Source organism: Hydrogenophaga sp., from assembly GCF_051860785.1.
Classification (GTDB): Bacteria; Pseudomonadota; Gammaproteobacteria; order Burkholderiales; family Burkholderiaceae_C; genus Hydrogenophaga.
Map to the genome: position 1 here is coordinate 366,585 of NZ_JBIMLB010000002.1, position 14,510 is coordinate 381,094.

Sequence of the window (14,510 nt, forward strand, 5' to 3'; positions counted from 1 at the left end):
AAGCTTTCAGGGTGTCTGCGCTTTTTGTGCCTGCTGGGCCTGTTGCGGTGCTGCCACGTCGTGAATGAGCGACGGCGGTATCTCGTCGTGGCCTTGGTCTTGCGCCGTGCGTCGGCGAAAGAGTTCGGTGCGCGCGAGCAGGATGGTGGTCACCGGCACCGTGAGCGAGAGGAAGATGATGATGAGCCAGGCATGCAGCGCCAGGCGCTCGTTCTGTACCGAGAAGTAGATGATGGTGGCCAGCGTGACGCACCAGGCAGAGAAGCTGAAGGCCAGTGCCGGGGGATGCATGCGCTGGAAGAAGCTCTTGAAGCGTGCCACACCTACCGCCGCCGAGAGCGTGAACACACCACTCAGTGCAAGAAGCAGCGCAACCGACCATTCCGCCCAGATGGGGAGTTCCGCCATCATTCGATCACCTCGCCACGCAGCAGGAATTTGGCCATGGCCGCGGAGCCTACGAAGCCAAAGATGGAAATGAGCAGAGCGGCCTCGAAATACACCACGCTGCGGTAGCGGATGGCCAGCACCATCAGCATGAGCATGACGGTGGTGCAGATCAGGTCCATGGCCAGCACGCGGTCTTGCGCCGAGGGGCCACGAAACAGCCGCACCAGCGTCAGGCCCATGGCCAGCGAATAGCACGACAGCGTGAAGACGATGGCGGAAAACAGCACCGTGCTCATTCGAAAATCTCCATCAGAGGACGTTCATAGCGGCTCTTGATCCATCGGATCTCGGCTTCGCCGTCCTGCTTGTCGAACACATGCACCATCAGCGCGCTGCGATCGAGTGCCATTTCTGACCAGATGGTGCCGGGAATCACACACATGATGGCCGCCAGCACCGCCAGGCCATTGGGGTCGCGGATGTCGAGCGGCACCACGATGAAGCCACCCTCTGGCACGCGGTTGCTCGGGGCGATGGTTCCACGCAGCACGCGAAGGTTGGACTTGATCACATCCACCCCGACATGCATCAGCAGGCGCAGCGCGGTCATGGGGTGGCTGAACCGCACCGGGGTGGGCCGCAGTGAATGGGTGAGGTAGGGCACCAGCCATCCCAGCAACAGGCCCATCAGCCATTGGCCCAGGCCGAAGCTGCCGTTGAGCAGCATCCACATCGCGACCAGCGCCAGCGAAAGAATGGGTGAGGGAAAGATGCGTCGGATCATCGGCTGATTCCCGGTGGTGGCACGCCCAGTCGCTCGGCATTGGTGGGTGTGACCAGGGGCCGCGCAGTGAACACGGCATCGATGTAGCCGCGCGGGTGGTAGAGCGCGGCGGCGGTGGCGCTGGTGTAGCGCATCACCGCTTCAGCACGCACGGTGAAGAGCACGCACAGCGCCACCAGAAGCGCGATGGGCAGGAACTCCACGACCCGCAGTACGGGTGCAGGGCGGTCCACCGGTGCCCAGAAGAACCGGATGCCGGCGCGAGAGAGCGCCAGCAGCGCGAACAGGCCCGAGACGATCACCAGCGCCATGAACACCCAGCTCGACGTGGCCACGGTGTCCGCGGGCGACTGCAGCAGGGTGGAGAGCATGGCGAACTTGCCCACGAAGCCGGAGAAGGGCGGCAGGCCGGCCAGCAGCAGCGTGCAGGCAATGAAGGCCATGCCCAGCAGCGCGGTGGATGCGGGAATGGCACGGCCGACGAGGGGTTCTTCGTCCTCGTCGAGGTTGGCGCCGTGCAGTTCGAGTTCGGCCATGGAGAAGGGCAGGTTGTCCTCTTCGTCTTCCGGTGCGCGCTGCCGTTCGGGATCGTCCTGGCGGGAGCGGTCCAGCAATTCGGTCAGCAGGAAGAATGCCGCGATCGCAAAGGTCGACACGGGCAGGTAGTAGAGCGCGCTGGCCGTCACCTCAGGCCGAGCCAGACCCAGCACGGCCATGATCGTGCCGGAGGAGGCGATGACGGCGAAGCCACCCAGGCGCGCGGGCCGTTGCGACGCCAGCATGCCGATGGCACCAAAGGCGAGGGTGGCCATGCCGCCCCAGAGCAGCCAGTCGTTGCCGAAGCCGGCCGAGTCGCCCGCATCGGCCGAGAACAGCAGGGTCGACAGGCGCAGCAGCACGTAGATGCCGACCTTGGTCAGTAGAGCGAACACCGCCGCCGATGGCGCACTGGCGCTGGCGTAGGCCGGCACCAGCCAGAAGTTGAGCGGCCACATGGCCGCCTTGGCCAGGAAGGCCACCGCAAGAATGGCGCAGCCGGCGTGCAGCAGCACGCGGTCGCTGGCGGCCACCTCGGGAATGCGCGCGGCCAGGTCCGCCATGTTCAGCGTGCCTGTGGTGCCATAGATCAACGCGGCGCCAACCAGGAACAGCGACGACGCCGCCAGGTTGATGGTGATGTAGTGCAGCCCTGCCTTGACGCGGGCCGGGCCGGAGCCGTGCAGCAGCAGGCCATAGGAGGCGGCGAGCATGACCTCGAAAAACACGAACAGGTTGAACAGGTCGCCGGTGAGGAAGGCGCCATTCAGGCCCATGATCTGGATCTGGAACAAGGGGTGGAACTGGGCACCGGCCTTGTGCCAGCGCGCCAGCGCGAACAGCAGGGCCATCAGCACCACCAGTGCCGCGACGAACAGCATCAGCGCCGAGAGACGGTCGAGCACCAGCACGATGCCAAAGGGCACATCCCAGTTGCCCGGCAGGTAGACACCGTAGTCGCTGGTCTGCACGTCGTCCTTGGCCCAGACCAGCAGCAACACGGCCACGACCAGGTTGGCGACGGTGGCCAGCAGGCCAAACGTGGCCTTGATGCGGTGACGCCGTTCGCTCATGAGCATGAGCACACACGCCGCGAGCAGCGGCAGCAGGATGGGCACCGCGGTCAGGTGCGGCATGAAGGCGTCGGCCAGTTCGATCATGACGCGCCTTCCTCGTCGTCGTCACGACCGTCGACGTGGTCGTTGCCAAAAAAGCCTCGCTGGGCCAGCATCACCACCAGGAACAATGCCGTCATGGCAAAGCCGATGACGATCGCAGTGAGCACGAGCGCTTGAGGCATGGGATCGGTGTAGTGCTGCAGGTTGGCGGGCACGCCGGGCAACAGCACGGGTTCACTGTCCACCGCCAGGCGGCCCATGCTGAAGATGAACAGGTTCACGCCGTAGCCCAGCAGGCACAGACCGATGATCACCTGGTAGGTGCGCGGGCGCAGCATCAACCAGACGCCGCAGGTGGTGAGCACGCCAATGGCGATGGCCAGCACGATTTCCATCAGATCTCTCCCGGTACTTGTCCGCCGGCATCCCGGGCATCGGATGTCACGCGGCGATGGCCGCGCACCGACTGGTGGCCCAGGGCTGTGAGGATCAACAGGGTGGCGCCGACGACCAGCGTGAAGACACCGATGTCGTAGAACAGGGCGCTGGCCACGTGGATCTCGCCCAGCAGCGGCAGGTCGAGGTGGGCGGTGTGGGTCGTCAGGAAGGGGTAGCCCATCACGATGGCCCCGAGGCCGGTGGCGGTGGCGATCAGCAGGCCGGCGGAGATCCAGCGCACCGGTGGCAACCGCATGTTGGCCTCGACCCACTGCGTGCCCGAGACGATGTATTGCAGGATGAAAGCGGTGGACACCACCAGACCGGCGACGAAGCCGCCGCCGGGTTCGTTGTGGCCGCGCATGAACAGGTAGACCCCGATCACGCCTGCAATGGGCAGGACCAGGCGCACCAGCACGGCAGGCACCAGCAGGTAGCCGCGAGCGGTGTCGGCCGCGGTCTGCGCGTTCACGAGATCGGTGGCCAGGTCGGCCGGCAGGGCCCGTTGTTGCGCAGGCAGGTCCATGCTCTCGGGCGCCGGGCGGAAGCGCCGCAGCAGCGCGTACACCGTGAGGGCCACGATGCCGAGCACGGTGATCTCGCCCAGCGTGTCGAAGCCCCGGAAGTCCACCAGCATCACGTTGACCACGTTGGTGCCGCCGCCCTCGGGCAGGGCGCGATCGAGGAAGAAGGGCGAGATGCTCTGCGGGAAGCTGCGCGTCATGACCGCATAGGACAGGGCCGCCATGCCGCAGCCCGCGGCCAGCGCCAGCAGCAGGTCGCGGCTGCGCCGCATGCGGGTGCGCACGCGGGTGCGCAATGGCAGCAGGCGATCGACGGCTTCAGACCGCTTGGGCAGCCAGCGCAGGCCCAGCAGGATCAACACCGTGGTCACGGCCTCCACGGACAGTTGGGTGAGCGCCAGATCGGGGGCAGAGAACCAGGCGAACGTGACCACCGTGACGAGACCCGCCACGCTCATGAGCGCCAGCGCGGTGAGCCGGTGGTACTTGGCCTGCCATGAGGCGCCAATGGCAGCGGCAATGCCCACCAGCCACAGCAGCGCGAACATGGGCGAGAAGGGCAGCGAGGGTCGATCACCGATAGCAAGCCATTCGGTGAAGTGCACCAAGCGCACGCTGGCAAATGCAGCCACCACGGTGACCCCCATCAACAGCAGCACCTGCATCTGCAGACGCCGTGTGCCCAGCAGCCGCAAGGCCTTGCGGCTGGCGGCGGTGAGCAGCGTGATCAGCCCTTCATACACCGCCTTGCCGTTGACCAGGCCCAGCAGGGGCGTGCGGGCGATGCGCCCGTCTTCCAGCGGCTTGCGCAGCAGGAGGAACAGCGCGATGCCTCCCGCCATGGCGAGCAGGCTCATCCACAGCGGCAGGTTGAAGCCGTGCCAGACCGCCAGATCGAATGCCGGCAAGGTGCCGCCCACCACTGGCGCGGCGGCAGCGCTCAGGACGGCCTGGATCGACCATTGCGGCAGCACGCCCACCACCAGGCAGACCAGCACCAGCAGTTCGATCGGCACGCGCATCCAGTGGGGAGGTTCGTGCGGCATGCGCGGCAGGTGGTTGCACGTGTCGGGGCCGAAGAACACGTTGACGATGAAGCGCAGGGAGTAGGCGACGCTGAGCGCGCCGGCGATCACCGCTGCCACCGGCAGCATCTGCTGGAACCACGGCGCCGCATTCACGAACACGGCCTCGGTGAAGAACATCTCCTTGGAGATGAAGCCGTTGAGCAGGGGCACGCCGGCCATGGCCGCGCCGGCCACCATGGTGAGCGTGGCGGTGATCGGCATGTAGCGTCGCAAACCACTGAGCCGGCGAATGTCGCGCGTGCCGGTCTCGTGGTCGATGATGCCCACCGCCATGAACAGGGACGCCTTGAAGGTGGCGTGGTTGATGATGTGGAACACCGCAGCCACCGCCGCGAGCGGGCTGTTGAGGCCGAGCAGCGTGGTGATGAGGCCCAGGTGCGAGATCGTCGAATAGGCCAGCAGTCCCTTGAGGTCGTGCTGGAACGCAGCCGCAAAACCGCCAATGAGCAAGGTGATCAGGCCCGAGCAGGTCACGATCCAGAACCATTCGTCGGTACCGGCGAGCACCGGCCACAAGCGCGCCAGCAGGAACACGCCAGCCTTCACCATGGTGGCCGAGTGCAGGTAGGCCGATACCGGGGTGGGCGCCGCCATGGCGTGCGGCAACCAGAAGTGAAACGGAAACTGCGCGCTCTTGGTGAGCGCGCCCAGCAACACCAGCACCAGCGCCGTGCTGTAGAGCGGGTGCGCGCGCACCACGTCGCCCGCAGCCAGCACCACGTCCAGATCGTAGCTGCCCACGATGCGGCCCAGCACCAGCACGCCGGCGAGCAGACACAACCCACCTGTGCCGGTCACGGTCAGCGCCATTCGCGCACCGCGCCGTGCGTCCTTGCGGTGGTGCCAGTAGCCGATCAGCAGGAAGGAAAAGATGCTGGTGAGTTCCCAGAACACCACGAGCTGGATCAGGTTGCCCGACAGCACCACGCCGCTCATGGAGCCCATGAAGGCCAGCAGCAGTGAGAAGAAGCGCGGCACCGGATCGGCGGGCGACATGTAGTAGCGCGCATACAGCACCACCAGCGCACCGATGCCCAGCACCAGCATGGAAAACATCCACGCGAAGCCATCCATGCGCAGCACGAGGTTCAGGCCCAGGGAGGGCAGCCAGACGATTTCCTGCCGGATCACCGCGCCCGAGGCCACCTCCGGAAACAGCATGGCCGCCTGCACGGCGCAGAACAAGGCGATCGCACCGGCGAGCGTGGATTCGGTGTTGCGGGCGTTCGAGGGCAGCAAGGCGGCCACAAGGCTGCCCACGAAAGGGAGGAGGACGAGGGTGAGTAGCGGCAGGTTCATCGACGCCCGAGTTTACGGGGTCGAGGAGACACCGCCGCAGCGCATCGCGCCAGCGGTTTCCACAGCATCAACGCAGACCGGTGCCGCCGGCGTTCTCCAAGCGCTGAATCAGTTCGATCTTGTAGCGGATTGATGTTTGCCTGATCATTTTAAAAATCCTTATAAATCAATAGATTACATGATTGTCGGAAGCTGGAGAACGCCTCAAATATGCCAGCAGCCGCCACAAAATGGCGGCTGAGAATCGATCAGATCATGCGATGATCCATCTGGTTGACGTGATGGAGATGTGGCATGGCAAAACCTCGACTCAAGCCTTCCGGGAAGTGGGAAATAGGGCTCAGGCACCCGTCGCTCCCGAAAGGGCGCAAATACTTCATCTTCGATACGGAAGGCGAAGCCATTGCCTACGCGCAGCAATGGAAGCTGATGAAGCATGCGGACATCCCGCCGCCGGCGGAGTTGACCGCTCCCACGTCCCCCGGCGACGGCGTGCGCTTGTCGCGCATTCTTGGCGCGTGGTCGGACAGCGGCTTCGCGGCGCCTTCGCAGATCCTCACCCTCAAGACGGTGACGCGCGAGGTGGGGTCGGTGCGGCTCTCGGATGCCAACTACAAGTGGCTGACCGGCTATCTCCGTACCTTGAAGGTGGAAAAGAACCTGTCGCCTGCGTCCATCAAGCATCGCATCCAGGCACTCGGCCGCGCGATCGACGAGTACCTGCGCCATAACGTGGACGTGAAGATCAGCAACCCAGTGAAGTTGCTCCCCAAGGGCTACTCGACCTATTCCGATGTGGATGCTCAGATGGTGCAGGCCAAGGGCGGCAAGGTGAAGGTGAACGTGATGCGCGACAGGCGTCTGCTGCCAGGGGAGCACGAGAAGATCGTGGCGGTGCTGTCGGGCTATGAGCGGCCGGACCGCTCGCGCGGCCTGCAACTCAAGGGCGGCGATGCGCTGCTGACCTTGTACCTGTTGATCCTGAACACCGGACTCCGGCTGAGGGAAGCGTACACGCTGACCAGGGGGCAGGTGGACATGGCGAACAAGGTGATTCACGTGCAGGAGACGAAGCAGTGGCGCGGGAAGATTTCCTATCGGGATGTGCCGATGCGCCCGGAAGTGCATCAGGCGCTGTCCTCGTACTTCTCCACGCGGCCGCCGTTTGAACCCGGTGCGCATATCTTCCCGTTTGTCCATGAAGAAGGAGTCGAGGACGGGAAAAAGGGCTTGGTGCGCGCCAGCCAGAGGCTGTCGTTCCGTTTCAGGATCGCTTTCGAGTACATGGACATCGTTGGACTCCACGAACACGACTTGAGACACGAAGCCACCTGCCGGTGGCTTGAACTGAAGGATGCGGACGGGCGCGATTTGTTCCGTCTGGAGGAACTGAACAAGATCATGGGATGGAAGCCGGGTTCGGTGATGGCCCAGCGCTATGCCAGCTTCAGAGGTGTGGACCTTGCGCAAAGGCTTTGGCCGGCACCGGAAGCGGCGGAGGCGTCTGGCGCCGCGGCCTGAAAGCTATGTCCAGGCGCGGGACCGACTTTCTTGCGTTGAGGTCCTGGCGCCGTTCTTCCGCTTCTTTCCGTGCGCGGTCGGCGATATAGGCCAGCAGATCTGTCTTCACGTAGATCCAGCCACGACCGAATTTCATGCCCGGTAGCTCGCCGCTCCGGGTCAGTTCCTCGATCCGCTGCTCGGTGCAGTGCAAGAGTTCGGCGCACTGCTCCGCATTGATCGTTTCGTCGGTCATGCTGCACCGCCTTGCCGATCATCAAACACCACGAAGCCGCTGCCCGTGCCGCTCTCGGCTGTGTGGTGTGCGGCGTTCTCGCTGTACCCGGTAGCGTCGGTGAATCGCGTCACCAGTACCCAATGTCTGGGACTTCTCATGGCGGCCTCCATGCGTGGCCACCCTGGTGCGTGGCCGTATCGACATGGAGAGAAATTGTCCTAGCGACGCTTCGCGCAGAAAACCCGCGTGGGCGTGCATGGGCGTAGACGAGCGTGCGACGGCCGGGCCGAATTCTCGTATCACTGATACGACATTTCGCGGCTTCGCAGGGAGATGGCTTCGCCTGCAATTTCCGAGACAGTGTCTGGGAAATTCGCTCGACAGTGTCTGGCGGATCGTTCTCTGTAATGCCTGAAACCCTGGGCGTCCCGGCGTTCCGCCGTCGCGCTGTCGTGCTGGCGCATCGAGCCGCCTGCGGCGTCTCGCCCCTGTCGGGCTTCCATCGTCTCCTCGCTTCGCTCGGCTGACGCCTCCGGCCCTGGCGTGCCTGCGCGCTGCGCTTGCCCGATCCCGGGTGGTGTGGTGATCCGAGGGGGCGGTCTTGCTGTGTCCCTTCACCGTATCACGCCGTGCTCGCCGTGCAAGGGCTGCGCGCCGTTGGCGCTTGCGTCCTGGCGGCCGTTTTCGACCCCTGACTGCTGCGCTGCGCCGTGATGGCGACGGTTCCGGGCAATTCCGCCCGAGTAACCGGAGACCATCATGGAAGATAAATCCTACGTTTCGCTGGAACAGCGCGTGTGCCTTGTGTGCGGTGCTTCTTTCGACACTGGCAGCCTGCTGCTGGACAAGCGCCTGCGCGCGAGCATGAAGCGCCATACGATGACGGGCTGGGGCCTGTGCCCCGAACATCAGAAGATGTCCGACGATGGCTTTGTCGCATTGGTCGAGTGCGACCCCGAGCGTAGCGGCGCGGCAGCGGCTGGCCGTTTGAAGCCCGAGCAGGCATATCGCACGGGCCGGTTGGCCCACCTGCGGCGCGCGGTATTCGCGCAGGTGTTCAACGTGCCGATCGACGACAAGCAGGCTTGCGTGTTCGTAGAGCCCGGCGTGATCGACCAGTTGGCGTCGATGGTGGCGCCGGCGCACTGATCGCGCTTGCCTCGCAGCGCCGCCCCTGTCGGGCGGCGCTCTTTTTTTGCTGCGCCTGGTGTGCGGGAGGTGCGGCTTGCTGATCCCCTCATCGTGCCACGGCGTGCTCGCCGTCAATGACTGCGCGCCGCTGGCGCTTGCGGCCTCGCGGCCGTCTTCGATCCTTGACCGCTTGCGCTGCGCCGTGCCCCGGGAGGGTCGGGCAATTCCGCCCGGCACCCTTTCAGGAGATCACCATGAACAACGCACTCATCACCGACGAGCAGCGCATCGTGCTGCTGGCCAACGGCCGCGAAGCGCTGGAGAACCCGCAGTTCGATCCGGTGCCCGTGGTCAAGCTGTTCACGCCCGATGCCGGCGCGACCTGGCTGCTGACTTCGATAGACCCTGACGACTATGACCATGCCTACGGGCTTTGCGACCTGGGGCTGGGGATGCCGGAAATCGGCTGGGTGAGCCTGGCTGAGCTTGCAGCAGTACGCGGCGGGCTGGGCTTGCCGGTCGAGCGTGACCTGTATTTCCGGGCGGAGAAGCGCCTGAGCGGCTATGCGCGCGATGCGCGGCTGGCCGGCCGCATCGTTGTCTGACCCAGCCCTTCACGCTTTCGGCGATGCGCGCTTCGCTTGCCTCCAGGGGAAAGCCCTGCGGGCTATCCCCGCCGCGCTGCGCTTGGCGCCCCTCGATACCGCCGAACCGGCTGCGCCGGATCGGCCAGACCGTGCAGCCAACCTGCTCATGCCCGGGTCATGGGGTCGATCCTGGGTGTGCTGCTCATTGGGCTTTGAGGTCTGAGCGTCCCCGGCCACCTGGGAGATGGCCGGTCGCGCTGTCGTGCGCGCAGCGCATCGAGCCGCCTGCGGCGTCTCGCCCCTGTCGGGCTTCCATCGTCCCCTCGCTCCGCTCGGCTGACGCCTCCGGCCCGGATTCCTAGATCCGGGCCTGCGCGCTTCGCTTGCCGTGCGGTCGGCGTGTGGAGGGGCCGTTGCCTTGTCCAGCCATCTTCCCTGACTCCATCACCTTCATCGCGACTGTAGCCCGAGGCCATGGGCCGTCAAGGCGCGCCAGGCCGTGTCCTCGCTTCGCTGCGGGCCGCATCTACCTGGCGCTTGCCTCCTTGACGGCCCCCGTCCACGGGCTCCCTTCCGTCGCGGGCGATGAACTCAGGAAAGACGGTGGCAACAGGGCCAACCGGGTTCCTCGTGCCGACCGCACCGAACAGCCGAAAGGCTGGGCTCCGAATCTTGGAATCCGGTGTGCGGTTTTCTTCAACAGCCTTTTTTGTTCAGGAGAAAGACCATGCAACTCGCATCCCGTTTCGCTTCCCGTTCCCCGGCACTGCGCAGCGATTACCCGCTGTCCGATGACCAGATTCACCGCGTGGCCCCGTCCATCTTCGCGGACGCCCCGCATGAAAGCCGTTCGCAGCGGTACTCCTATATCCCCACCGCCGCCGTTCTGACCGAGCTTCGCAAGGAGGGGTTTCAACCCTTCATGGTGACGCAGACCCGCGTGCGCGATGAAGGCAAGCGCGAGCACACGAAACACATGATTCGCTTGCGCCACGCCAGCCAGATCAACGGCGCGGAGGCCAACGAAATCGTGCTGCTGAATTCGCACGACGGCACCAGCAGCTATCAGATGCTGGCGGGCCAGTTCAGGTTCGTTTGCAGCAATGGGCTGGTGTGCGGTGACACCGTGGCCGATGTGCGCGTGCCGCACAAAGGCGACGTGGCGGGGTCGGTCATCGAAGGCGCCTACGAAGTCCTGAGTAACCGTCTTGGAAGTCAAGCGCCGTGAAGCGATTTATCCCAAGGTTTGCCGGTTCGAACCATGGCGTTGAGCGTGGTCAACAGCTTGCGCATGCAGGCGACCAAGGCGACCTTGGGCAGCTTGCCAGCGGCCTTCAATCGCTCGTAGAAGGTCTTGATGGCCGGGTTGTAGCGCGTGGCCGTCAGCGTGGCCATGTACAGCACGCGCCGTATCTCGAAGCGCCCACCCTGCACCCTGCGCCTGCCCTTGCTGCTGCCCGAGTCATTGGCCATGGGCGCCACGCCCACCAGCGCGGCGATCTCGCGTCGGTTCAGCCGGCCCAGCTCTGGCAGCTCGGCGATCAGCGTCGCGCTGGCCACCGGGCCGATGCCTGCCGGGGACTGCAGCAACTTGTCCAGGTCGCCGAAGTGCTCGCGCACGTGGATGACCATCTGCGTCTCGATCTCGTCGAGCTGCGCCTTGATCGCAGCCACGATGGCCTCGATGCTGGCATGCAGCTTCTTGGGCGTGATCTGCAGGCGCTGGCGCTCCGAATGCATCATGGTCAGCAACTGGCGCCTGCGCGTGACCAGGGCTGCCAGCCACTGCTGACGCTCATCGGCCAGCGGGCGCAAGAAGCGACCCAGATCTTCGCGGCGCACCAGCACCGAGCCCAGCTCGGCCAGCATGCGCGCGTCCACTGCATCGGTCTTGGCCAAGCGCCCCATGGACTTGGCGAAGTCGCGCGCCTGGCGCGGGTTGACCACTGCCACGGGCAAGCCCGCTGCCTGCAGCGCGCAGGCCAGCGCCGCCTCGTAACCGCCGGTGGCCTCCATCACCACCAGGTCGACGCCCAGGGGCTGCAGCATCGCCGCCAGCGCCGAATGCCCCTCGGCATCGTTGTTCAACCGCTGGGCATCGCTCTTGGCGCCCAGCACAAAGACATCCACGTGCGCCTTGGCCACGTCGATGCCCACCGTCACTGACGAAACAGACATGATCTCCAGATCCCTTGCTTGTGCATGCGCACTCATCGAAGGCGCGCGTAACCGTTCGGGCTTGACGAAGACCAGCGCGGCGGCCGTGCGTTCTGTACTCAGGAACGGGCTCGATCACCCCAGCGGCTACCAAACTGCACGGGCCGGTCTGGCCGCCTCAACGGCGTTCAGACTCTACCGCGCTGGTCGGATCTGAAGATACAAGCGGCTTTGACCGCGTGCGCGATTCCCGCGATGCCATGCGCGCCGTCACGCTGGACGATGGCGAATCCGAGGTCTTCGCCCGCGCCGCACTGGCCCTCAAGTACGACGACCCGGCCAAGCCCGCGCCCGTCACGGAATCGCAAATCCTGATGCCGCGCCGCTTCGAGGACCGCCGCCCCGATCTCTGGAGCGTGTTCAACCGCACGCAGGAGAACTTGACCAAGGGCGGATTGTCCGGGCGCAGCGCCAACGGACGCCGTCAGCAAACCCGGCCCGTGCAGGGAATCGATTCCGACATTCGCCTGAACCGCGCCCTGTGGCTGCTGGCCGATGGCATGCGCGCCCTCAAGGCCTGACCCCCTTTCCGACGCTTTCCCCGCCGGAGGGGCGGTTCCCCTCCATTTCCTTGTTTCACTTGATTGGAGATTCACCATGAATGCCGTTAACCACACCGAAGCCCGAGCCGTCAGCACCGCAACCAACGTGCTGCAAGCCGCAGACCCGAGCAAGCACATGATTCTGGTGCCGCTGTCGCGGCTGGTGCTGCGCCCCACGGGCCGCAACGTGCGCAAGACCGTCCCGCGCATGTCCATTCCCGAACTGGCCGCGTCCATTCAGCGTGTCGGCCTGCTGCAAAACCTGATCGTGATTCCTGCCGCCGATGGCGAGCATTACGAGGTGGTGGCCGGTGGCAGACGCCTTGCCGCGCTGAAGCTGCTGGCGAAGAAGCACCGCATCGCTAAGGACTGGCAGGTGCCGTGCCTTCAGGTGGCCGATGGCACGGCCCGCACTGCCAGCCTCACCGAGAACGTGCAGCGCGAAGCCATGCACCCGGCAGACCAGTTCGAAGCCTTCGCGGCGCTGGTGGCCGAAGGCCGTCCCATCGAAGACATTGCGGCGGATTTCTCCGTCACGCCGCTGGTGGTGCAGCGCCGCTTGAAGCTCGCCAACGTGTCACCGCGCCTGATGGCCGACTACCGCGCCGATGCCGTCACGCTCGATCAGTTGATGGCTCTGTCCATCACCGACGACCACGCCGCGCAGGAAGCCGCGTTCTACGATGCGCCAACGTGGCAGCGCCACCCATCCAACCTGCGCGAGCGCTTGACCGAGCGCGAAATCGACGCCTACCGGCATCCGCTGGTGCGCTTCGTCGGGCTGGACACCTACGAGGCCGCAGGCGGTGGCATCCGCCGTGACCTGTTCGCGGAAGGTGATGCGGGCGTGTACCTGACCGATGCCGCGCTGCTGGAACGGCTGGCGCAAGACAAGCTGGCAGGCATTGCCGCCGAGGTGCGCGGCGAGGGCTGGGCCTGGGTGGATGCCACGCCGGGCGTGACCCATGCCGACCTGCACGCCTTCCAGCGTGCTCCGCAGGCGCGGCGCGAACCGACCAAGCGTGAGGTGCAGCGCATCGAGAAGCTGCAAGCCAAGATGCAGGCCATCGGCGAAGCGGTCGATGCCGCGATGGACGAGGACGACGAGGACAAGGCCGACGCCTTGCAGGAGGAAGGCGAAGCCGTGGGCGAGCAGTTGCAGGCACTGGAAGATGGCTTGCAGGACTACAGCCCGAACGTGAAGGCCGCAGCCGGCGCCATCGTCACCATCGATCGCAACGGCGGGGCCGTGATTCATCGCGGCCTGATGCGCGAGGCCGAGGCCAAGGCATTGCGCACTCTGGAACGGCTGCGCCAGGGCTTCGGCAGCGATGGCGAAGCCGCGAACGACGAAGGCGAGGACGGAGACGACGACACTCAACCCAAGACCGCCGCCATGTCCGACCGGCTGGCGCAACGCTTGAGTGCCCACCGCACCGCTGCGCTTCAAATCGAAGTCGCCCGGCATCCGCAAGCCGCGCTGGCCGCCGTGGTGCATGGCATGGTGCAGACCGTCTTGCAGGAAAGCCACTACGGCCACGACTTGCCGCTGGGCGTGAGCCTGAAACTGCAAGACCGGCTGGAAGGCATGGCCCCGGACTGGCCGGAATCGCCCGCCGCTATGGCATTGCGCGAGGCACAGCATGCATGGGCGGGCAAACTGCCTGGGGACAGCGCCGAACTGTTCGCCGCGCTGCTGGCGATGGAGCAGGGCGAACTGGTCAAGCTGCTGGCCGTTTGCGTGGCCTCCACGGTGGACGTGGTGACGCCCCGCACTACGCAGCAGCAACCGGGCGCGGAACTGGCACAGGCCGTGGGCCTGGACATGGCCGCATGGTGGCAGCCCACCAATGAAGGCTATTTCAAGCACGTATCCAAGGCCGTGATCTTGGAAGCCGTGGGCGAGTTCGCCTCGGTGCACGTCACCCGGCTGGCGAAGCTGAAGAAGGCCGACATTGCCAGCGAAGCCGAGCGGCTGGCCGATGGCACGGGCTGGATGCCCGCCATCTTCAAGGCCACAGGCTCGCAGGATGCCGTGCAGGACGCCCCAGAGGATGCCGACGCCGTGGCGGATGAACCCGCCGAGGCAATGGCCGCCTGACCTGCGCCGAAGGCAA

13 protein-coding genes and 2 pseudogenes are annotated in these 14,510 nt (G+C 65.4%); 6 read left to right on the forward strand and 9 right to left on the reverse strand.

Going from position 1 to position 14,510, the window contains the following annotated elements:
• Positions 1-6: 6 nt before the first annotated feature.
• Genes ACTIF6_RS04830 through ACTIF6_RS04855 form a run of 6 tightly spaced genes read right to left on the reverse strand, consistent with a single transcriptional unit; the run spans position 7 to position 6,172 of the window.
• A complete protein-coding gene (locus tag ACTIF6_RS04830; RefSeq protein WP_439586872.1) occupies positions 7-411 on the reverse strand; it encodes a Na+/H+ antiporter subunit G in 405 nt (134 codons plus the stop codon).
• Positions 408-686 carry a K+/H+ antiporter subunit F gene (locus tag ACTIF6_RS04835; RefSeq protein WP_439586873.1) on the reverse strand — a complete coding sequence of 93 codons (279 nt, stop codon included), beginning with the start codon at positions 684-686 and terminating at the stop codon, positions 408-410. Before ACTIF6_RS04835 ends, ACTIF6_RS04830 begins: the two co-directional genes overlap by 4 nt.
• The gene (locus tag ACTIF6_RS04840) at positions 683-1,174 is read right to left on the reverse strand and encodes a Na+/H+ antiporter subunit E (protein WP_439586874.1); all 492 of its coding nucleotides are present in this window, start codon (positions 1,172-1,174) and stop codon (positions 683-685) included. The genes ACTIF6_RS04835 and ACTIF6_RS04840 overlap by 4 nt, the downstream gene beginning before the upstream one ends.
• Entirely contained in the window at positions 1,171-2,871 is a 1,701-nt protein-coding gene (locus ACTIF6_RS04845) for a monovalent cation/H+ antiporter subunit D (RefSeq protein WP_439586875.1), read from the reverse strand. Before ACTIF6_RS04845 ends, ACTIF6_RS04840 begins: the two co-directional genes overlap by 4 nt.
• Positions 2,868-3,224 carry a Na+/H+ antiporter subunit C gene (locus tag ACTIF6_RS04850; protein WP_439586876.1) on the reverse strand — a complete coding sequence of 119 codons (357 nt, stop codon included), beginning with the start codon at positions 3,222-3,224 and terminating at the stop codon, positions 2,868-2,870. The genes ACTIF6_RS04845 and ACTIF6_RS04850 overlap by 4 nt, the downstream gene beginning before the upstream one ends.
• The gene (locus ACTIF6_RS04855) at positions 3,224-6,172 is read right to left on the reverse strand and encodes a monovalent cation/H+ antiporter subunit A (protein WP_439586934.1); all 2,949 of its coding nucleotides are present in this window, start codon (positions 6,170-6,172) and stop codon (positions 3,224-3,226) included. Before ACTIF6_RS04855 ends, ACTIF6_RS04850 begins: the two co-directional genes overlap by 1 nt.
• 300 nt (positions 6,173-6,472) lie before the next feature.
• Here ACTIF6_RS04855 and ACTIF6_RS04860 point away from each other — a divergent pair, with 300 nt between their 5' ends.
• Positions 6,473-7,699 (forward strand): tyrosine-type recombinase/integrase, encoded by a 1,227-nt coding sequence (locus ACTIF6_RS04860; RefSeq protein ID WP_439586877.1) that lies wholly within the window; start codon positions 6,473-6,475, stop codon positions 7,697-7,699.
• Here the strand turns inward: ACTIF6_RS04860 and ACTIF6_RS04865 are convergent.
• Both ACTIF6_RS04865 and ACTIF6_RS04870 read right to left on the reverse strand, forming a co-directional pair.
• Positions 7,626-7,934, reverse strand: a complete 309-nt coding sequence (locus tag ACTIF6_RS04865; RefSeq protein ID WP_439586878.1) for a helix-turn-helix domain-containing protein — start codon at positions 7,932-7,934, stop codon at positions 7,626-7,628. The genes ACTIF6_RS04860 and ACTIF6_RS04865 overlap by 74 nt on opposite strands.
• Positions 7,931-8,074 carry a hypothetical protein gene (locus ACTIF6_RS04870; protein ID WP_439586879.1) on the reverse strand — a complete coding sequence of 48 codons (144 nt, stop codon included), beginning with the start codon at positions 8,072-8,074 and terminating at the stop codon, positions 7,931-7,933. The genes ACTIF6_RS04865 and ACTIF6_RS04870 overlap by 4 nt, the downstream gene beginning before the upstream one ends.
• A gap of 601 nt (positions 8,075-8,675) precedes the next feature.
• Between ACTIF6_RS04870 and ACTIF6_RS04875 the strand changes: the two genes are divergently transcribed.
• From ACTIF6_RS04875 to ACTIF6_RS04885, 3 genes and pseudogenes are all read left to right on the forward strand, one after another.
• Complete coding sequence (locus ACTIF6_RS04875; protein WP_439586880.1) at positions 8,676-9,065, forward strand: ATPase; 390 nt, start codon at positions 8,676-8,678, stop codon at positions 9,063-9,065.
• 236 nt (positions 9,066-9,301) lie between these two features.
• Positions 9,302-9,652: a DUF2958 domain-containing protein gene (locus tag ACTIF6_RS04880; protein ID WP_439586881.1), complete on the forward strand. Its 351-nt coding sequence runs from the start codon at positions 9,302-9,304 to the stop codon at positions 9,650-9,652.
• 709 nt (positions 9,653-10,361) lie between these two features.
• A pseudogene (locus ACTIF6_RS04885) lies at positions 10,362-10,832 on the forward strand (DUF932 domain-containing protein); the annotation flags it as partial.
• 17 nt (positions 10,833-10,849) lie between these two features.
• Here the strand turns inward: ACTIF6_RS04885 and ACTIF6_RS04890 are convergent.
• Positions 10,850-11,812 carry an IS110 family transposase gene (locus tag ACTIF6_RS04890; RefSeq protein WP_439586882.1) on the reverse strand — a complete coding sequence of 321 codons (963 nt, stop codon included), beginning with the start codon at positions 11,810-11,812 and terminating at the stop codon, positions 10,850-10,852.
• 206 nt (positions 11,813-12,018) lie between these two features.
• On the opposite strand from ACTIF6_RS04890, the pseudogene ACTIF6_RS04895 reads away from it, so the two are divergent.
• Together ACTIF6_RS04895 and ACTIF6_RS04900 are read left to right on the forward strand one after the other, a co-directional pair.
• Positions 12,019-12,372, forward strand: a pseudogene (locus ACTIF6_RS04895) (DUF932 domain-containing protein); the annotation flags it as partial.
• 76 nt (positions 12,373-12,448) lie between these two features.
• Positions 12,449-14,494: a ParB/RepB/Spo0J family partition protein gene (locus tag ACTIF6_RS04900; RefSeq protein WP_439586883.1), complete on the forward strand. Its 2,046-nt coding sequence runs from the start codon at positions 12,449-12,451 to the stop codon at positions 14,492-14,494.
• Positions 14,495-14,510: the final 16 nt, after the last annotated feature.